The sequence below is a fragment of the Mesorhizobium sp. M0011 genome (assembly GCF_040324155.1).
In the GTDB taxonomy this organism is placed as follows: domain Bacteria; phylum Pseudomonadota; class Alphaproteobacteria; order Rhizobiales; family Rhizobiaceae; genus Mesorhizobium.
This window is the reverse complement of record NZ_JAMYVQ010000006.1, coordinates 68,159-85,669: the sequence shown is the minus strand read 5'-3', so window position 1 is coordinate 85,669 and position 17,511 is coordinate 68,159. Positions and strand designations below refer to the sequence as shown.

Here is a 17,511-nt window from a genome sequence, read left to right as displayed (position 1 = left end):
CTAGTCGGAACAGAGTGCCATGTTTGAAGTCGGCTGGACCGAAATGCTGGTCATCGCGATCGTCATGATCGTGGTCGTCGGACCCAAGGATTTGCCCAATATGCTGCGCACCTTCGGCCGCACGACGGCGAAGCTGCGCGCCATGGCGTCCGATTTCCAGAAACAGTTCAACGAGGCGCTGAAGGAAGCCGAGCTCGACGACGTCAAGAAGTCAGTCGACGAGCTCAGGGGTCTCAGCCCGATGGCCGAGATCAGGAAGCAGCTCAATCCGTTCGAACAGGCCGCGGCCGATGTTCGCTCCGGCGTCGATGCGGCGATGAAGCCGAAGCCGGCCGATCCGGCAAGCTCTGTCGCTTCGACCCCGCAGGCGGCCGAGCCGTTGAAGAACGGTGCAACGACCATACCTGGCGTCAACGGGCCGGAAGCAGCGCCAGCAGCGCCGATTTTTCCGGCAATGACCGACGAATCGGTGGTGACCTCGTCAGCGCCGGCGGAACCCGTTGCGGCACCGAAGGCGTCCGCGGCGAAGAAACTAACCAAGCCTGCACCGGCAAAAGCGACGCCGGCTGCAAAAGCTTCGGCAAATGGTGCAAAGGTAGCCGCGAAGGCAGCGTCTGCGTCCAAGACGCAGGCGAAGGCCGTGACGACGGCACAGCCTGAAACGCTCAGGGCCAAGACGCCCGCTGCGGCCAACGCTGTCGCGGCCAAGACTGTAGCGACCAAGACGGGGGCGAAAGCCGAACCGAAGCTTGCAGCGGTGAAGAAGCCGGTGGCCAAGAAGACGGCTGGAGCCGCCAAGTGAGCGTTTCGGACACCGAAAAGGACGAGATCGAGAAATCGTCGGCGCCGCTGATGGAGCATCTGATCGAGTTGCGCCGGCGGCTGATCTGGTCGCTGGGCGGCTTCTTCGTTGCCTTCCTGGTCTGTTTCTTCTTCGCCAAGAAACTGTTCAACCTCCTGGTCGTGCCGTTCAAATGGGCGACGCAATGGGCAGGGCTCGATCCGCACAAGGTCGAGCTGATCTACACGGCGCCGCAGGAATTCTTCTTCACTCAGGTCAAGCTCGCCATGTTCGGCGGCATGGTGATCGCCTTTCCGCTGATCGCCACGCAGATCTACAAGTTCATCGCGCCCGGCCTGTACAAGAACGAGCGGAATGCCTTCCTGCCGTTCCTGATCGCGTCGCCGATCCTGTTCCTGATGGGTGCGTCGCTGGTCTATTTCTTCTTCACGCCGATGGTGATGTGGTTCTTCCTCGCCATGCAGCAGGCCGGCACCGACGATCAGGTGCAGATTTCGCTGCTGCCGAAAGTGTCGGAATATCTCAGCCTGATCATGACGCTGATCTTTTCCTTCGGCCTGGTGTTCCAGCTGCCGGTGGTGACCAGCCTGATGACACGGGTCGGCATGCTGTCGTCCAAGGGACTGGCCGAGAAGCGCAAATGGGCGATCGTCATTGCCTTCGTCGTCGCGGCGATACTGACGCCGCCCGATCCGATGAGTCAGATCGGCCTGGCCATCCCGACCATCCTTCTCTACGAGGTCTCCATCTGGGCTGCCCGGCTGATCGAGCGCGATCGGGAAAAGCAGCGCGTGGCACGCGAGAAGCAGGATGCGGCGGACGAGGTGGCGGACAAAGCACCGGACGAGCCCCCGGCACCTGCCTCCTCATAGGCAACAGAGCGGCTGCAGCGGCGGAAAAACATAGTCGTCGCCCCGCCCATCTTGCATCGATCTCGGATGCGGTTTACGCCCTCTGGCTGAAACGCATCGCACTCAAAGCGATGCGTTTCAGTTTTGTTTGAAGCATGTTGTTGTCCCAAAACCGCTGCGCACTTTTGGGCGACATGCTACCCAGGAGCGTTCAAACTATGCTTGACATCAAATGGATTCGCGACAACCCGAAGGCCCTTGTCGAGGCGCTGGTGAAGCGCTCGTGGTCGGCCGGTGAGGCGCAGTCCATGGTCGACGGACTGATCGCCTCGGACGAGGCGCGGCGCGAGCACGTTACCGAACTGCAGACCAAGCAGGAGCGCCGCAATGCCGCGTCGAAGGAGATCGGTAACGCCATGCGTTCGGGCGATGCCGCCTTGGCCGAAAAGCTGAAAGCCGAAGTCGGCGAGATCAAGGTCTTCATCCAGAACGGCGAGGCGCGCGAACGCGAGCTCGACAAGGCGCTGACCGATGCGCTGGCAGTGCTTCCCAACGTGCCGTTCGACGACGTGCCTGTCGGCAAGGACGAGCACGACAATGTCGTCAAGCACCTCGTCGGCAAGGTGCCGACGCGGCCGAACTGGGTGAAGGAGCACTTTGAGATCGGCGAAGCGCTCGGCATGATGGATTTCGAGCGCGCGGCAAAGCTGTCGGGCTCGCGCTTTACGGTGCTGAAAAGCGGACTGGCCCGGATGGAACGTGCGCTCGGCCAGTTCATGCTGGACCTGCATACGACCGAACACGGCTACGAAGAAGTCATCCCGCCGTTGATGGTCAAGGACGATGTTCTGTTCGGCACCAACCAATTGCCAAAGTTCGAGGAAGATCTGTTCTTCACGCCGCACGGGGAGGGCAGGCTTGGCTTGATTCCCACCGCCGAGGTCCCACTCACCAACCTTGTGCGGGAAGAAATCACCGCGCATGAAAAACTGCCGCTGCGCTACACCGCGCTGACGCCGTGCTTCCGTTCGGAAGCGGGCTCGGCCGGGCGCGACACGCGCGGCATGCTGCGCCAGCATCAGTTCTACAAGGTCGAGCTGGTGTCGATCACCGATCAGGAATCGTCGCTTGCCGAGCACGAGCGGATGACGCAATGCGCCGAGGAAGTGCTGAAGCGGCTCGGCCTGCCGTTCCGCACCATGACGCTGTGCACCGGCGACATGGGTTTTGGGGCGCGCAAGACCTACGACATCGAGGTCTGGCTGCCCGGCCAGAACGCCTATCGCGAGATCTCGTCCTGCTCGGTGTGCGGCGATTTCCAGGCGCGCCGCATGGACGCGCGCTACAAGGACAAAGACGGCAAGGGCAACCGCTTTGTCCACACGCTCAACGGTTCGGGCACTGCTGTCGGCCGCGCGCTCATCGCCGTCATCGAAAACTACCAGAATGAAGATGGCAGCGTAACCATTCCTGAAGTGCTGCGGCCTTACATGGGCGGTCTGGAAAAGATCGAAGCGAAATAATGCGTATCCTCCTGACCAATGACGACGGCATTCATGCCGAGGGCCTGGCGTCGCTCGAACGTGTCGCGCGCACGTTGTCCGACGATGTCTGGGTGGTGGCGCCCGAGCAGGACCAGTCCGGCTACGCGCATTCGCTGTCGATCTCGGAGCCGCTGCGGCTGCGCAAGATCGGCGAGAAGCATTTTGCCGTGCGCGGCACGCCGACGGATTGCGTCATCATGGGCGTCAAGAAAATTCTGCCTGGCGCACCCGACCTGATCCTGTCCGGCATCAATTCGGGCGCCAACATCGCCGACGACGTCACCTATTCGGGCACCGTCGCCGGCGCCATGGAAGGCGCGCTGCTCGGTATCCGCTCGATCGCGCTCAGCCAGGGCTACAGCTATGTCGGCGAAGATCGCGTCGTGCCCTACGAGACGACAGAGGCGTTGGCGCCGGCGCTGCTGAAGAAACTTGTCGCGACGCCGTTGCCGGACGGCGTGCTGCTCAACGTCAATTTTCCCAATTGCACGCCCGAAGAGGTCGCCGGCACGGTGGTCACCACGCAAGGCAAGCTCGTGCACTCCCTGTGGGTCGACGAGCGCCGTGACGGGCGCGGCCTGCCATACTACTGGCTGCGCTTCGGCGGCGAGCCGGTCGAGGGCAAGCAAGGCACCGATCTCTACGCCTTACGCAACAGGCTGGTGTCGGTGACGCCGCTTCAGCTTGACCTCACCGCGCATGAAATCCGTGACCAATTGAGCAAGGCGCTTGCATGAACCAGGGCCTCCCGATCGATGACCGCGAAGGTTTTGCTGCCTTTCTGCTGCGTCTGCGCGGTCGGGGGACTGTGCCGAAGGCGCTGATCGCGGCCTTCGAGGCGACGCCGCGGCGCGGCTTCCTGGCGGCCCAGTTCCATCAGATCGCCTGGTCGGACCGTATGCTGCCGATCGAATGCGGCGAGGCGATCGAAGGTGCCGACATGCAGGCGGCGGTGATCGCGGCGCTCGCTATCGAGCAGGGCAACCGCGTGCTCGAGATCGGCACCGGCTCGGGCTACACCTCGGCGGTGATGTCGCGGCTGGCGGCGCGGGTCATCACCACCGATCGCTACAAGACGCTCGCCGAGCAGGCGCGGCAGCGCTTCGAGGCGCTCGGCATCGGCAATGTCATCGTGCGCCACGCCGATGGTTCCGGCGGGCTGCCGAATGAAGGGCCATTTGACCGTATCGTCGCCTGGGCTGCCTTCGACAGCCTGCCGCGCTTCCTGCTCGACCAGTTGTCGAGCGGCGGTATCGTCATCGCTCCGATCGGCCCCGAAGAGGGTGAACAGGTGCTGGCCAAGCTAACCAAGGTCGGCAGCCGCTTCGAGCGTGAAGACATCGGCCTCGTTCGCCTGCAGCCGATCCTGCGCGGTGTCGCCGCTATCATCTAGCGCGTATGTCGATGTTCAGGCCACGCCGCGTCAGGTGCGCGCCGTCTTCGACCCCGGCCGGCATGACCTGAAAATCTCCCCTGGGCTCGCTCTCTAATATTTTAAGAAAAATTGCGTCGGATTCCATGGGGTTAACCGTCGAGTAACATTAACGCGCTTTAATCATGCCTAGTTTGTACCGGGTATGTGCGGGTTAGTGCGATGCAACTCAGTGTTTTGAAGACAAACGGTCGCAATCTGGCGCGAGGCTGCGCCATACTGATGGTCGCGGGTGCTGCTGCGGGGTGCAGTTCCCAGGTTTCGCGGTTCAATGGCGTCGACGATGTCTTTACATCCTCGACCAACAATCAGCGCGCCATCATCAATAAGCAGGATGCCGTACAGCAGCCCTATCCGGGCGATGTCGCCGCCGCTCCGGTCGATGGCAGCCATACACAGTCGGTCAGCCGCTCCAGCCTCGATCCGGTCTCGACGCGGCCGCTGCCGCCGCCCGTTGCCCAGGCTCCCGAAGTGGCGCCGGTATCGAAGCCGGTACGCACCGCATTGGCCCCGGCACCGCATGTCGACAGGACCACGACCGGCGCCGTCGCCCCAGTGGCGTCGCCTTTCAAGGTTTCGCAACCTGACGAACCCCGCGTGGCTGCTTCCGGCACTCCGCATGCAACCGAGATCGTCGTCAGGGACGGCGAAACGATCGGCGGCCTGGCGCAGCGCTACAAGGTGCCGTCCGACGTGATCATGAAGGTCAACGGGCTGAGCGCGACCAAGGGGCTGAAGACCGGCCAGAAGCTGGTCATCCCGGCCTACGCCTATTCGAGCAAGAGCGAGCCGAAGCTCGCGGATGCCAAGCCGGCGAAAGACACCAAGCACAACCTGCCGGCCACTGCGCCCGACAAGGTGGCCGTCCTGCCGCAGCAGCCGAAGCCTAGGGAGGGCAAGTCCGCCGCTCAGGTCGACACGTCGGCCGCCGCGAGCCAGCCCAAGGAGCCCAAGCCGCAGGTAGCCGCGGCCAAGGCGACCAATGCAGCTGGCACCTATACGGTTCAGTCGGGCGACACGCTTTCCTCGATTGCCAGGAAGACCGGTGTCGGTGTCGTTGCCATCAAGCAGGCCAACGGCATGCAGGATGGCTTGCTCAAGATCGGCCAGACCCTGAAGGTGCCTGCCGGTGGAACCGTGACCGTCGCCGCTGCCAAGCCGGCCAAGGTCGATCCGGTGACGACGGCCACGACGCAGGCCGCGGCAAAGACCACGCCGTCGGAAACGCTGGCGTCCTACACGCCGCCGAAGAAGGATTCGAAGGTCATCCAGCAGGCCGAGGCCGACGATGCCGTCGCGCCAGACGCCACCGGCATAGGCAAGATGCGTTGGCCGGTGCGCGGCCGCGTGATTTCCGGTTTCGGCTCCGGCAAAGACGGCGTTGACATCGCCGTACCCTCTGGCACACCGGTCAAGGCAGCCGAAAACGGTGTCGTCATCTATGCCGGCGACGGCCTCAAGGAATTCGGCAACACGGTGCTGGTGCGCCACGAGAATGGCCTGGTCACCGTCTACGGCCACGCCAGCTCGATCGAGGTGCAGCGCGGCCAGAAGGTCAAGCGCGGCCAGGAAATCGCGCTGTCGGGCATGAGCGGCACGACGGATTCGCCGAAGCTGCACTTCGAAGTGCGCAAGAACTCGGCGCCAGTCGATCCGTCGGGCTATCTCGAATAGTCGGGAGTTATCTCGAATAGAAGAAAAAAAGCAATTTGTGGGCCGTCTGACCTCCAGTCCGGCCCGCCGGCTCAGCCCGTTCCGCAAGGAGCGGGCTTTTTCAGTTGGTTGCGAGCGGATCAATCCTTGAGCGGCTTGCCGAGGCGGCCAGCTAGGTCCTGGGTGAACTGCCAGGCGACGCGACCTGAGCGGCTGCCGCGGGTGGTCGCCCATTCCAGTGCTTCGGCGCGCAGTTGCTCGGGATCCACGACAAGGCCATGGTGCCTGACATAGCCGTCGATCATGTCGAGATACTCGTCCTGCGAACATTTGTGGAAGCCGAGCCACAGCCCGAACCGGTCGGACAGCGACACTTTTTCCTCGACCGCCTCGGACGGGTTGATGGCGGTCGAGCGCTCGTTGTCGATCATGTCGCGGGGCAAAAGATGCCGGCGGTTCGAGGTGGCATAGAAGATGACATTGGCGGGGCGGCCCTCGACGCCGCCTTCGAGCGCTGCCTTGAGCGATTTGTAGGAGGTGTCGTCATGGTCGAAGGAGAGGTCGTCGCAAAACAGGATGAAGCGGAAGGGCGCCGCCTTGAGCAATCCCATCAGCTTCGGCAGCGTGTCGATGTCCTCGCGGTGGATTTCGATCAGCTTCAACGGCAGGTCGGACTTGGTCCTGGCGTTGATCTGGGCATGCACGGCCTTGACCAGCGACGATTTGCCCATGCCGCGCGCGCCCCACAACAATACGTTGTTGGCCGGATAGCCGCCAGCGAAGCGTTCGGTGTTGTCGACAAGGATGTCGCGGACGCGGTCGACGCCACGGATCAGGCCGATGTCGACGCGGTTAACCCTGCGCACCGGTTCCAGATAGCCCGGATCGGCCTGCCAGACGAAGCAATCGGCCGCGCCGATGTCGGTTTGGGGTACCGGCGGCGGGGCAAGACGGCTCACCGCTTCGATCAGCCGGTCGAGTTTCTGGTTCAGGGCTTCAATGCTGCTGTCGGTCATGGCTGTCTTTTGTTTCGCGTTTTGACGTGTGGGGGCGTGAAGCTGGCCGATTCCGTCTGATACAAAACCGGCTGCAACCTTTTGTTCGAGCGTGATCTTTTCCAAAAACTGGCTCGCGCTTTTCGCGATCCTGCTCTAACACGGCTCAACAGGCCGGAAAAGCAGCCGATTTGGGCGGCCGCGCAGTTGCATTGACAACTTTACCGACTATATTCCGGCCAAATTTCAAGGGGCCGCCAGATTGGCGGCTGTTTTCAAAATTCAGGAGTACCTCGATGTTCGTGACACCGGCATACGCCCAAGGCGTCGGCGCTTCTCCAGACATGTTCATCAGCATTTTGCCGTTTGTCCTGATTTTCGTGATCATGTATTTTCTGATCATCAGGCCGCAGCGCACGCAGCTGAAGAAGCGCGGCGAGATGCTGGCCGCGGTCCGTCGCGGCGACACGGTCGTCACCGGCGGCGGCTTCGTTGGCAAGGTGACCAAGGTGATCGACGACAACGAGCTCGAGATCGACCTCGGCGGTGGCATGAAGGTGACGGCGCTGCGTTCCACGATCGCCGATGTGCGCGTCAAGGGCGAGCCGGTCGCCAACCAGAACGCCAAGAAATAACCGAATTGTCGGCGGAGGGATCCGCCAGCATGCCTGACGGAGGACGCCATTTGCCGCCTTCTTCGCGCTTCAGGATAGTTCTGATCTGTGTGGCTGCGGTCATTACAGCAGTGCTTGATGTGTCCATCCTTTTCGCGGCAAGTCCGCTCGCGAAGCAGCCTTATTGGGCACCAAAAATCCAGACGGCGATTGGCCTCGATCAAAAGGGCATTTCGCGCTTCGTATTCGGCCTGGATCTGGACGAATTGATCAAAGGCAGGCTGGAGACGACCCAAGACGAAATCCGCTCACTGCTGCGTTCCGCTCACATCGGCTATACCGGTCTGGCTGTATCGGGTCGCGCGGTTCAGGTACACATTTCGGATGCCGCTCAGCTTGTTTTGGCCAAAGTAACGCTAAAGACACTGACCGATCCGTCTGCCGATGATGACGCAGTCCAGGAGCTGGTGCTGGATGAGTCCGGACCAGTCTTGCTCAAATTCGTCATCACGGGCGCCGGCATCAAATACCTAACGTCCGCGGCTTTGAAGCAGTCAGTGGAGGTCATCAAGCATCGCATCCATGACTTCAGGAGGGTTGAATCGGGCATTTCGGAGCCGATCGTGCGGCAACAAGGCGATGATCGGATTATGGTCCAAGTGTCGGGCCTCAAGGATTCGCATAGGCTAAGTAGTATCCTTGTTCGTGCCGCCAAGCTGACTGTCCAGATGATTGATGGATCGATGCCGGTGAAAGACGCGCTTAATGGGCCGCTGCCCAATTCGTCCAGCATGCTTTATTCACACGACGATCCGCCGGTCCCCTACCTGATCGAGAACCGTGTCATCGTTTCGGATGACAACCTGATCAATGCGAAGCCGGCCTACAGCCCGCAAAGTAACAAGCCGATTGTCCTGTTTCGGGTCGATTCAAAAGGAACCGCACGGCTAAGCCGGGAGACCCCGCAGAATGTCGGCAGTTCGTTTGCAGTCGTGCTGGACGGTCGGGTGATTTCAGTACCGGTAATCCGCGAGCCCATCCTTGACGGCATCGGCCAGATATCGGGCAATTTCACTGTCGAGGACGCTAACGATCTCGCCGTGCTATTACGCAATGGCCGCTTACCCGCACGATTGACAATAGTTGAAGAAAGTCCGATGGCAGCACCAAAGTGACCGCCTTGTGCTCGACAACCACAGATGCGCGGATGAATGGTGAGCCGGTGGCGAACCAGAATGCCAAGAAATAACCGAATTTTAGGCGGAGCGATCCGCGGACACGCTCTGACGGACGACGCCATATGCTGTATTTTTCGCGCTTCAAGATGATCCTGATCTGGGTGGCCGTGGCCATCACGGTGATCCTCGCCGCGCCCAATCTCATCCCCGCAAGCACTTTGGCCAAGCTTCCCGACTGGGTGCCGAAGCGGCAGATGACGCTCGGCCTCGATCTGCAGGGCGGCTCGCACATCCTGCTGGAGATGAATCAGAACGATCTGATCAAGGACCGGTTGGAGACGACGCGCGACGAAATCCGCACGCTGCTGCGTGACGCCAAGATCGGCTACACCGGCCTCGCCGGCACCGGACGTGTCTTGCAGGTCCGTATCACCGATCCCGCCCAGATCGATGCCGCCAAGACGGCGCTGAAGACGCTGACCGATCCGGTCGCTGCCGGCCTGTTCACCGGCGGCTCCATCCAGGAAATGACGCTCGATGATTCCGAGCCCGGCCTGCTCAAGTTCACCGTGACCGACGCCGGCATCAAATACCGCACGTCGACTGCATTGGCGCAGTCGATCGAAGTGGTCGAGCGTCGCGTCAACGAACTCGGCACGACCGAACCGATCGTGCAGAGGCAGGGCGACGACCGTATCCTGGTCCAGGTGCCAGGTCTTCAAGACCCGCAAAGGCTGAAGGAAATCCTCGGCCAGACCGCCAAGCTGACCTTTCAGATGGTTGACCAGTCGATGCCTGTGCAGGACGCGCTCAACGCGCGCCCGCCCGCCGGCTCGTCGGTGCTGTATTCGCAGGACGATCCGCCAGTCCCGTATCTGATCGAGAACCGCGTCATCGTTTCGGGCGAAAACCTCGTTGATGCGCAGGCGACCTACAATTCTCAGAACAACGAGCCGGTGGTTTCGTTCCGCTTTGATTCGAAAGGGGCGGCGCGTTTCGGCCAGGCGACCTCGCAAAATGTCGGCAAGCTGTTCGCCATCATCCTCGACAATCAGGTGATATCGGCGCCGCAGATCCGTGAGCCGATCCTTGGCGGCACCGGCCAGATATCCGGCAACTTCACCGCCCAGAGCGCCAACGACCTTGCGGTGTTGCTGCGTGCCGGCGCGTTGCCCGCAACGCTTACGGTCATCGAAGAACGCACGGTGGGTCCAGGCCTTGGCCAGGATTCGATCCATGCCGGCAAGGTCGCCGGCATCATCGGTTCTATCCTCGTCGTCGCCTTCATGTTCGTCGCCTACGGCTTCCTCGGCTTCCTGGCCAACATCGCGCTGGCGGTGCACGTGGCGATGATCGTCGGCGTGCTCTCGTTGCTTGGCGCGACGCTGACCTTGCCTGGTATCGCCGGTATCGTGCTGACAATCGGCATGGCGGTCGATTCCAACGTGCTGATCTACGAACGAATCCGCGAGGAGCGACGCGCCGGCCGCTCCGTGATCCAGGCGATCGATACCGGGTTCACCAAGGCGCTGGCGACCATCGTCGATTCCAACGTCACCTCGCTGATCGCCACCGTGGTGCTGTTCTATCTCGGTACCGGGCCGGTGAAGGGCTTTGCCATCACCTTCGCTATCGGCATCCTGACCACGGTCTTCACCGCTTTCACCTTCACCCGTCTGCTGGTCTCGATCTGGCTGCGCCGGGCGCGTCCGAAGGAGTTGCCGAAGGCGCCGGTGACTTTCATCCCACCCGGCACAAAAATCCCCTTCATGGGCATCCGCCGCTGGACCTTCGCGCTGTCGACCCTCCTTTCGGTCCTCTCGGTCGTGCTGTTCATGACCGTCGACATCAATTACGGCATCGATTTCAAGGGCGGTTCGCTGATCGAGGTGAAAGCCAAGAGCGGCAATGCCGACATTGCCGACATTCGCGCGCGGCTGACCGAACTCAACATCGGCGAAGTCCAGGTGCAGCAGTTTGGCGATCCGAACGACGTGCTGATCCGCGTCGGCTCGCAGGATGGCGGCGAAAACGCCGAGCAGACCGTCATCGACAAGGTGCGTGGCGAGCTGCAGGACGCCTATGACTTCCGCCGCGTCGAAGTGGTGGGACCGACTGTCTCCGGAGAACTCGCCAAGCAAGGCACGATCGCCATGCTGATCGCGCTGCTCGGCATCCTGGTCTATGTCTGGTTCCGCTTCGAATGGCAGTTCGCGGTCGGCGCCATCGTGGCGACGGTGCACGACGTGGTCATGACGCTTGGCTTCTTCGTCATCACCGGGCTGGAGTTCAACCAGTCATCGCTGGCGGCGATCCTGACCATCATCGGCTATTCGCTGAACGATACGATCGTGGTCTATGACCGTGTTCGCGAGGATCTGCGAAAATACAAGCGGATGCCGCTGCCGCAACTGTTGAACAACGCCATCAACGAGACTCTGTCGAGGACGACACTGACATCGGTGACGACGATCCTGGCGCTGCTGGCGCTGGTGCTGTTCGGCGGCGAGGTGATCCGCTCGTTCACCATGGCCATGCTGTTCGGCGTCGTCTTCGGCACCTATTCCTCGATCTTTATCGCCGCACCGCTGCTGATCCTGTTCAAGTTGCGGCCGCAGGCAACTGCCGACGAGGAGAAGCCGGTCAATGGCGGCAAGGCGGTCGCGACCTGACGCGCCGCCCCGAAGGGATGACAGAACGATGACCAGCAAAGGCATCGTCATCCGCGAGGCGCATTTTCCGGGCCGCGCGCCGATCGAAGCCTACGGCAATGGCGGGTTCCGCTTTGCCGACATGTCGCACCGTGGTTCGCTCATGTGCCTGCCATCCGGCATCCATGGTTGGGAACCGGCTGATCCCCTGGCGCTGACGGTGGCGGATTTCGACAGGCTGCTGGCTGAGGCCGACAAGGTCGAAATCCTGCTGGTCGGCATGGGCAGGGATCTCAGGCCATTGCCCGCCGCATTGCGGGCCGCGCTGAAGGCCGCCGGCATTGCATCCGACCCGATGTCGACGGGGGCCGCGGTGCGGACCTACAATGTCCTTCTGGCGGAAGAGCGCGCGGTGGCCGCAGCGCTCATTGCCGTCGATTGACATGTCTCGAAGCGCTGAAATCGTCATGGACGCGGTGCGCGCCACCGACCATGACCGCTATCTGACCGCGCTCTATGCAACGGCGGACAAGCGCGGCGCGCTGTTTTCGCTCTACGCCTTCAACGCCGAGATCGCCGGTATTCGCGATCGCATCCATGAGGCGCTGCCGGGCGAGGTGCGGCTGCAATGGTGGCGCGATGTCATTGCCGCCGGTGGGGAGGCGGGCGCCGGCCATCCCACAGCCGAAGCCTTGAATGCCACAATAGCGACATTCAACCTGCCGAAACCGGCCTTCGAGAACATGCTCGATGCGCGCATCTTCGACCTCTACGACGACCCGATGCCGTCGCGCACCGATCTGGAAGGCTATTGCGGCGAGACGGCCGCAGCACTCATCCAGCTTGCGGCGATGGTGCTCGATCCCGTCGAGGCGCCGCGCTTTGCCGATCTGGCGGGCAGGGCAGGCTGTGCGCAGGCGATGACCGGCCTGCTGCTGCTGTTGCCGCTGCATCGCCGGCGCGGACAGTGTTTTGTCCCGGCCGATATCCTTGCAGCGGCCGGCTCTTCGCCGCAGGAGTTCGTTGCCGGTGATGGCGGACCCGGCGCCAAACGCGCGGTGGCGGCGATGATGGCGCTGGCACGGGAACATCTTTCCGCCTTCGAGCGAGGCGCTCCGGCTCTGCCTGTATCGCTGCGTCCGGCATTCCTGCCGCTCGCCCTGTCACGTGCCTATCTCGGCAAGATGGAGAATGGTTCGCCGCTCGAAGGCGTGGCGCGGCTGTCGGCCTTGCGCCGGCATTGGCTGCTGCTGCGTCGCGCGAGCAAGGGCTGGCCTGCGCTTTGACGTAAACGTCAATCATGTTAAGACGTCCCCGCGCCAAACTGTTGCTGAAGACAACAGGCCGGCCCGGAGGAGATGAATGAGCTTACCCATATTGGTAGCGATCGTTACCTTCGGCATCGCGCTGTCGGTTGCGGCGGTGCATTTCACCGGCGGCAGCAAGACGGCGACGCTCAGCAGTGTCGATCGCGCAGTGAGCCGATTCACTGAGGATTTTCCCGACGAGATCGCGACGGTGGTCCGCCTGACAGCGGATGCCAAGACGGCGTTTCTGGATATCGGGCGAGGGCGCATCGGCATCGTTCACAGCATCGGCGATCGCTTTTTGACCCGCATCGTCTCGCCTCAGAATGTCGCGGTTTTGAACGCCGGAGATGCGAACACGGTTTCGCTGCGGCTCGCCGATTTCACCTGGAAGGGCGGCCGCTTCCGCTTTGCCAGCTCAACGGATGCACAGGGCGTGCTGAAAGCGCTTGAGCCGCAAGGTTCAAATTCCACTGGGCAGGCCGCGTGATGGACAGCTACAATTTCCCGCAAGTCACCCAACTGGCCATCCCGTTCTTCGTGGTCGCGATCCTGATCGAGCTTTGGTTGGTGCGCACCGGCCGCGCCAGGGATTCGTTCGAGACGCGCGACACCTTGACCAGCCTGATGATGGGCACCGGCAATGTCGTTGCCGGGCTGCTGCTTGGCGTCGTGTCCTACTGGGCACTGCTGTGGCTGTGGCAATTCCGCGTCTTCAATCTCGGCCTGTCGGTCTGGGTGTTCCTGGCCGCCTTCCTGCTCGATGATCTGCGCTACTACGTCTATCATCGCATCGCGCACCGGGTGCGCTGGGTGTGGGCCGAACACGTAAACCACCATTCCAGCCAGCACTACAATCTGTCGACGGCGCTCAGGCAAAGCTGGACCGGTCTGTTCACCTTCATGTTCGTTTTGCAGGCGCCGCTGGTGCTGCTCGGCTTCCACCCGGCGGTGATTGCCTTCACCTTCGGCTTCAACCTTGTCTGGCAGTTCTGGATCCACACCGAGACGATCGGCAAGATGTGGAGCTGGTTCGAGTTCGTCTTCAACACGCCGTCACACCACCGCGTCCATCACGCCACCAATCCGCGCTACCTCGACGCCAACTATGCCGGCACGCTGATCATCTGGGATCGCGTGTTCGGCACCTTCGTCGGAGAACTGGAAGAAGACCGGCCGCGCTACGGCATCGTCAGGAATCTCGGCACCTTCAATCCGCTGAAAGTGGCGTTCCATGAATGGATCGGCATGTTCAGGGATGCCTTTGCGCCCGGTCTGACGTTGAGCGACCGCCTGAACTATCTGATCAAGCCGCCGGGCTGGAGCCATGACGGCTCGCGCGAAACTTCCGAGACATTGAAAGCTGCCTATGTCAGGCGAAATCCTGATGAGGCGGGCAAGCCGGGGTTGCCGGCGGCTGGTGTCGAGCCAGCCGAATAACCATCGCCTCAGGATGGTTCGCTCGACCCGCCCTCGCGCATCAGCGTTTCATAGTCGCGACCGCCATGGAAGATGTTGACGATGCGGACGAAGTTATCGTCGATGATGTAAGCGATGACTGCAGAGTGCTCGAACGGAACTGTTCGCAATCCTGGCAGGATGTCGTCGCGGGAACGACCGCCGCGAGGCGCGTTGCCGATGCTCTGGCACCGGTCTTCGATGCGCAGAACGAACTTCAGCGCGACGTCAGGACTTCCATTGGCTTCGACTATATGTCTGAAAATGTTGGCCAGATCATTTCTGGCATCTTCACGATACTCGACCTCAAGCCGCCGAATCATCGGCACGGCTCGAATACTGGGCGAAGAGTCCCCGGAGGTGAGTGCGAACCTCTTCTCCCGAATGGCCCGGCCTTGTATCCTCGATCGACGCCTTCACCCGGGCTCTGATCGACGCCATGCGCTCGGCATGCTCTTCCTCTTCGCGCTGGAAGGCGCGAAGGGCTGCACGGATGACTTCGCTGGCCGATCCGAAGGAGCCATCTTCGACCTTTTCGCGGATCATGCGCGCCATTGCGGGCGTGACGGTGATCGATAGTTTCTCGGCGGATTCCATGGCTGTCTCTCTTAGGCAAGAAGTGAGATAGTATCCTACTTGACGCCTATGGTCCAATCAGAGAGGAAGCTGGCTACTCTGCAGCTTCGGCCGTTTCCGTTTGCGCCGCCAATCCCAGCCATTGCCGGCAATCGGCGCGTGCGCGCGATGTGATGGCATGCCGCTTGGCGACGGTCTTGTCCTTGCCGCGCATGCGCTTGCCCTCGGCCTTCGGCGCTTCCACAGGCGGGAACAGGCCGAAATTGACGTTCATCGGCTGGAAAGAGCGCTTTCCCGGCTCGTCATCCGAAACGATGTGGCCGCCTGTGATGTGGTTGAGCAGCGCGCCGAAGGCCGTGGTCAGCGGCGGCAGCGACGGCGCATGGCCGAGCCTTTCTGCGGCGGCGAAACGGCCGGCGAGCAGGCCGATCGCGGCACTCTCGACATAGCCCTCGCAGCCGGTGATCTGGCCGGCAAAACGCAGGCCGGGGCGCGACTTCAGCTGCAGCGAAGCGTCGAGCAAGGTCGGCGAGTTGATGTAGGTGTTGCGGTGCAGGCCGCCGAGGCGGGCGAAATCGGCGTTTTCGAGACCCGGTATGGTGCGGAACACGCGCACCTGCTCGGCGTGCTTCAGCTTGGTCTGGAAGCCGACCATGTTGTAGAGCGTGCCCAGCGCATTGTCCTGCCGCAGCTGCACCACGGCATAGGCCTTCACCGTCGGATTGTGTGCATTGGTCAGCCCCATCGGCTTCATCGGGCCGTAACGGAGCGTCTCGACGCCGCGTTCGGCCATGATCTCGATCGGCAGGCAGCCGTCGAAATAGGGCGTGCCTTCCCATTGCTTGAATTCGGTTTTCTGGCCGTCGACCAGCGCCTGAACGAAGGCAAGGTACTGGTCCTTGTCCATCGGGCAATTGATGTAGTCCCTACCGGTGCCGCCGGGCCCGACCTTGTCGTAGCGCGACTGGAACCAGCAAATGTCCATGTCGATCGTGTCGAAGTGGACGATCGGCGCGATGGCGTCGAAGAAGGCTAGCGCATCGGCGCCGGTCGCTTCCGCGATCGACTGGGCAAGTGAGGGCGCGGTCAATGGACCCGTGGCGATGATCGCCTGGTCCCAATCCGCCGGCGGCAGGCCCGGCACTTCCTCGCGCTGGATTGATATCAGCGGGTGCGCTTCAAGCCTTTTCGTCACCGCGTCGGCAAATCCGTCGCGGTCGACGGCGAGCGCGCCGCCAGCAGGCACCTGGTTGGCGTCGCCGGCGCTCATGATCAGCGAGCCGGCCAGCCGCATTTCGGCATGCAACAGGCCGACGGCATTGTTGTCGGCGTCGTCGGAGCGGAAGGAGTTCGAACAGACCAGCTCGGCCAGGCTGTCGGTCTTATGCGCATCGGTGCCGCGAACGGGCCGCATTTCATGCAGGATGACGGGCACGCCGGCCTCGGCTGCCTGCCATGCGGCTTCGGAACCGGCGAGGCCGCCGCCGATGATGTGGATTGGGTTTTTGCTCATGAACGCCGGAATAATCGCTTGATGCGGCGATTGCAATTGCCGTGCGCGGTGCGGAGCAAACAGCTGCTGATCGGAGCGCCCCAGAAAACAACAACACCCGCCGGGGGAGGAGGTCCGGCGGGTGTCGTTTTTGGGGTCGACCCTCGGGAGGAGGTGAAGGCCGACCATATTCGTCATCGCCGGGGAGGAGGTCGGCTTTGACGAAAACTCTTTCGCTAATTTTGAAAGGGGCGAAACCCTTCTGGGGCCGGGAAACAGCGCCCGCCGCGGGAGGAGGTGCGGCGGGCGCCGTTTTGGTGGCCAACCTTCGGGAGGAGGTGAAGGTCGGACCTATTCGTCATTGCCGGGGAGGAGGTCGGCTTTGACGAAATCTCTTTCGCTAATTTTGAAAGGGGCGAAACCCTTCTGGGCAAATTTGATTTGCCCCGGGGAAACAGCGCCCGCCGCGGGAGGAGGTGCGGCGGGCGCCGTTTTTGTGGTCAACCCTTGGGAGGAGGTAAGGGGTGACCGTATTCGTCAAGGTCGGGGAGGAGGTCGACCCTGCCGAAATTCTGTCTAGATCGCCTGGCGGGCGATGATCTTGATTTCGTCGCGGACGATACCGAGATCATGCAGCTGGCGGTTGGAAAGGCGACCCAGCTCGGTAACCGTCTCGCGATAAACGCGCCAGTTACGATAGTTGCGGATCAGGTTCATTGTCGTTCTCTTTTTCAAAACTGGTTCGGACCATTCGCGGTCCGAAGAATTAGACCGCCTTGCGAGCGACGTAAGGAATGTCGCTGCGGCTGATGCCGAGGTCGGTCAGTTCACGGTTGCTCAGGCGGCTCAGCTCGGACACGGTGTCCCTGTAGCGGCGCCAGTTGCGGTAGTTGCGGATCAGGTTCATGGTAGTTCTCGTTTCGTCTTTCTTGCGGATCATTCCGTTTGTGTACGAACT

General features: G+C 61.9%; 19 protein-coding genes. 13 read left to right on the top strand and 6 right to left on the bottom strand.

Translation table 11 applies throughout. The annotated features are described in order from the left end of the window. Positions 1 to 19 precede the first annotated feature (19 nt). The 6 genes from tatB (at position 20) to NKK51_RS08995 (ending at position 6,303) form a co-directional block, all read left to right on the top strand. Positions 20 to 802: a Sec-independent protein translocase protein TatB gene (gene tatB, locus NKK51_RS09020; RefSeq protein WP_352552367.1), complete on the top strand. Its 783-nt coding sequence runs from the start codon at positions 20 to 22 to the stop codon at positions 800 to 802. Beyond that, positions 799 to 1,674, top strand: coding sequence for a twin-arginine translocase subunit TatC (tatC, locus tag NKK51_RS09015; protein ID WP_023812186.1), 876 nt, complete (start codon positions 799 to 801; stop codon positions 1,672 to 1,674). The genes tatB and tatC overlap by 4 nt, the downstream gene beginning before the upstream one ends. 197 nt (positions 1,675 to 1,871) lie before the next feature. Next, positions 1,872 to 3,176, top strand: a complete 1,305-nt coding sequence (gene serS / locus NKK51_RS09010; protein WP_352552365.1) for a serine--tRNA ligase — start codon at positions 1,872 to 1,874, stop codon at positions 3,174 to 3,176. Continuing rightward, positions 3,176 to 3,934 (top strand): 5'/3'-nucleotidase SurE, encoded by a 759-nt coding sequence (gene surE, locus NKK51_RS09005; RefSeq protein WP_128363301.1) that lies wholly within the window; start codon positions 3,176 to 3,178, stop codon positions 3,932 to 3,934. The genes serS and surE overlap by 1 nt, the downstream gene beginning before the upstream one ends. After that, positions 3,931 to 4,590 carry a protein-L-isoaspartate(D-aspartate) O-methyltransferase gene (locus NKK51_RS09000; RefSeq protein ID WP_352552363.1) on the top strand — a complete coding sequence of 220 codons (660 nt, stop codon included), beginning with the start codon at positions 3,931 to 3,933 and terminating at the stop codon, positions 4,588 to 4,590. Before surE ends, NKK51_RS09000 begins: the two co-directional genes overlap by 4 nt. Before the next feature lie 201 nt (positions 4,591 to 4,791). Continuing rightward, the gene (locus NKK51_RS08995) at positions 4,792 to 6,303 is read left to right on the top strand and encodes a peptidoglycan DD-metalloendopeptidase family protein (protein ID WP_352552361.1); all 1,512 of its coding nucleotides are present in this window, start codon (positions 4,792 to 4,794) and stop codon (positions 6,301 to 6,303) included. Between the two features lie 119 nt (positions 6,304 to 6,422). Here the strand turns inward: NKK51_RS08995 and NKK51_RS08990 are convergent, their stop codons facing one another. Further along, positions 6,423 to 7,298: an ATP-binding protein gene (locus tag NKK51_RS08990; protein WP_352552360.1), complete on the bottom strand. Its 876-nt coding sequence runs from the start codon at positions 7,296 to 7,298 to the stop codon at positions 6,423 to 6,425. Positions 7,299 to 7,573: 275 nt separating this feature from the next. Here NKK51_RS08990 and yajC point away from each other — a divergent pair, with 275 nt between their 5' ends. The 7 genes from yajC to NKK51_RS08955 all read left to right on the top strand — a co-directional run bounded on the left by yajC (position 7,574) and on the right by NKK51_RS08955 (position 14,467). Continuing rightward, positions 7,574 to 7,912, top strand: coding sequence for a preprotein translocase subunit YajC (gene yajC, locus NKK51_RS08985; protein ID WP_023812178.1), 339 nt, complete (start codon positions 7,574 to 7,576; stop codon positions 7,910 to 7,912). Between the two features lie 29 nt (positions 7,913 to 7,941). Continuing rightward, positions 7,942 to 9,066 (top strand): SecDF P1 head subdomain-containing protein, encoded by a 1,125-nt coding sequence (locus NKK51_RS08980; RefSeq protein WP_352552358.1) that lies wholly within the window; start codon positions 7,942 to 7,944, stop codon positions 9,064 to 9,066. 125 nt (positions 9,067 to 9,191) lie between these two features. Next, a complete protein-coding gene (gene secDF / locus NKK51_RS08975; protein WP_352552357.1) occupies positions 9,192 to 11,741 on the top strand; it encodes a protein translocase subunit SecDF in 2,550 nt (849 codons plus the stop codon). 28 nt (positions 11,742 to 11,769) lie between these two features. Next, entirely contained in the window at positions 11,770 to 12,162 is a 393-nt protein-coding gene (locus NKK51_RS08970) for an Mth938-like domain-containing protein (protein ID WP_023812175.1), read from the top strand. 1 nt (position 12,163) lies between these two features. Further along, positions 12,164 to 13,006, top strand: coding sequence for a phytoene/squalene synthase family protein (locus NKK51_RS08965; RefSeq protein WP_352552355.1), 843 nt, complete (start codon positions 12,164 to 12,166; stop codon positions 13,004 to 13,006). A gap of 136 nt (positions 13,007 to 13,142) precedes the next feature. After that, positions 13,143 to 13,517, top strand: coding sequence for a hypothetical protein (locus tag NKK51_RS08960; protein ID WP_348629836.1), 375 nt, complete (start codon positions 13,143 to 13,145; stop codon positions 13,515 to 13,517). Next, positions 13,517 to 14,467: a sterol desaturase family protein gene (locus NKK51_RS08955; RefSeq protein WP_206638039.1), complete on the top strand. Its 951-nt coding sequence runs from the start codon at positions 13,517 to 13,519 to the stop codon at positions 14,465 to 14,467. The genes NKK51_RS08960 and NKK51_RS08955 overlap by 1 nt, the downstream gene beginning before the upstream one ends. 8 nt (positions 14,468 to 14,475) lie before the next feature. Here the strand turns inward: NKK51_RS08955 and NKK51_RS08950 are convergent, their stop codons facing one another. The 5 genes from NKK51_RS08950 to NKK51_RS08930 all read right to left on the bottom strand — a co-directional run bounded on the left by NKK51_RS08950 (position 14,476) and on the right by NKK51_RS08930 (position 17,460). After that, on the bottom strand, positions 14,476 to 14,808 hold the full coding sequence (locus NKK51_RS08950; protein WP_128304048.1) for a type II toxin-antitoxin system RelE/ParE family toxin: 333 nt from the start codon (positions 14,806 to 14,808) through the stop codon (positions 14,476 to 14,478). Further along, complete coding sequence (locus NKK51_RS08945; protein ID WP_352552353.1) at positions 14,792 to 15,082, bottom strand: type II toxin-antitoxin system ParD family antitoxin; 291 nt, start codon at positions 15,080 to 15,082, stop codon at positions 14,792 to 14,794. The genes NKK51_RS08950 and NKK51_RS08945 overlap by 17 nt, the downstream gene beginning before the upstream one ends. A 73-nt stretch (positions 15,083 to 15,155) precedes the next feature. Then, positions 15,156 to 16,574 (bottom strand): methylenetetrahydrofolate--tRNA-(uracil(54)-C(5))-methyltransferase (FADH(2)-oxidizing) TrmFO, encoded by a 1,419-nt coding sequence (trmFO, locus tag NKK51_RS08940; RefSeq protein ID WP_352552351.1) that lies wholly within the window; start codon positions 16,572 to 16,574, stop codon positions 15,156 to 15,158. Between the two features lie 555 nt (positions 16,575 to 17,129). After that, the gene (locus tag NKK51_RS08935; RefSeq protein WP_013531314.1) at positions 17,130 to 17,270 is read right to left on the bottom strand and encodes a DUF1127 domain-containing protein; all 141 of its coding nucleotides are present in this window, start codon (positions 17,268 to 17,270) and stop codon (positions 17,130 to 17,132) included. A 49-nt stretch (positions 17,271 to 17,319) separates the two neighbouring features. Next, complete coding sequence (locus tag NKK51_RS08930; protein ID WP_013531315.1) at positions 17,320 to 17,460, bottom strand: DUF1127 domain-containing protein; 141 nt, start codon at positions 17,458 to 17,460, stop codon at positions 17,320 to 17,322. Between the last annotated feature and the right edge of the window lie 51 nt (positions 17,461 to 17,511).

Excerpts from the sequence above, each read along its gene's own strand:
- NKK51_RS08935 (WP_013531314.1), bottom strand. The coding sequence starts at position 17,270 with ATGAACCTGATCCGCAACTATCGTAACTGGCGCGTTTATCGCGAGACG.
- trmFO (WP_352552351.1), bottom strand. The coding sequence starts at position 16,574 with ATGAGCAAAAACCCAATCCACATCATCGGCGGCGGCCTCGCCGGTTCC.
- NKK51_RS08995 (WP_352552361.1), top strand. The coding sequence starts at position 4,792 with ATGCAACTCAGTGTTTTGAAGACAAACGGTCGCAATCTGGCGCGAGGC.
- NKK51_RS08945 (WP_352552353.1), bottom strand. The coding sequence starts at position 15,082 with ATGGAATCCGCCGAGAAACTATCGATCACCGTCACGCCCGCAATGGCG.
- NKK51_RS09000 (WP_352552363.1), top strand. The coding sequence starts at position 3,931 with ATGAACCAGGGCCTCCCGATCGATGACCGCGAAGGTTTTGCTGCCTTT.
- NKK51_RS08955 (WP_206638039.1), top strand. The coding sequence starts at position 13,517 with ATGGACAGCTACAATTTCCCGCAAGTCACCCAACTGGCCATCCCGTTC.
- NKK51_RS08930 (WP_013531315.1), bottom strand. The coding sequence starts at position 17,460 with ATGAACCTGATCCGCAACTACCGCAACTGGCGCCGCTACAGGGACACC.
- yajC (WP_023812178.1), top strand. The coding sequence starts at position 7,574 with ATGTTCGTGACACCGGCATACGCCCAAGGCGTCGGCGCTTCTCCAGAC.
- tatB (WP_352552367.1), top strand. The coding sequence starts at position 20 with ATGTTTGAAGTCGGCTGGACCGAAATGCTGGTCATCGCGATCGTCATG.
- serS (WP_352552365.1), top strand. The coding sequence starts at position 1,872 with ATGCTTGACATCAAATGGATTCGCGACAACCCGAAGGCCCTTGTCGAG.
- NKK51_RS08980 (WP_352552358.1), top strand. The coding sequence starts at position 7,942 with ATGCCTGACGGAGGACGCCATTTGCCGCCTTCTTCGCGCTTCAGGATA.
- NKK51_RS08990 (WP_352552360.1), bottom strand. The coding sequence starts at position 7,298 with ATGACCGACAGCAGCATTGAAGCCCTGAACCAGAAACTCGACCGGCTG.
- NKK51_RS08965 (WP_352552355.1), top strand. The coding sequence starts at position 12,164 with ATGTCTCGAAGCGCTGAAATCGTCATGGACGCGGTGCGCGCCACCGAC.
- NKK51_RS08970 (WP_023812175.1), top strand. The coding sequence starts at position 11,770 with ATGACCAGCAAAGGCATCGTCATCCGCGAGGCGCATTTTCCGGGCCGC.
- secDF (WP_352552357.1), top strand. The coding sequence starts at position 9,192 with ATGCTGTATTTTTCGCGCTTCAAGATGATCCTGATCTGGGTGGCCGTG.
- NKK51_RS08950 (WP_128304048.1), bottom strand. The coding sequence starts at position 14,808 with ATGATTCGGCGGCTTGAGGTCGAGTATCGTGAAGATGCCAGAAATGAT.
- surE (WP_128363301.1), top strand. The coding sequence starts at position 3,176 with ATGCGTATCCTCCTGACCAATGACGACGGCATTCATGCCGAGGGCCTG.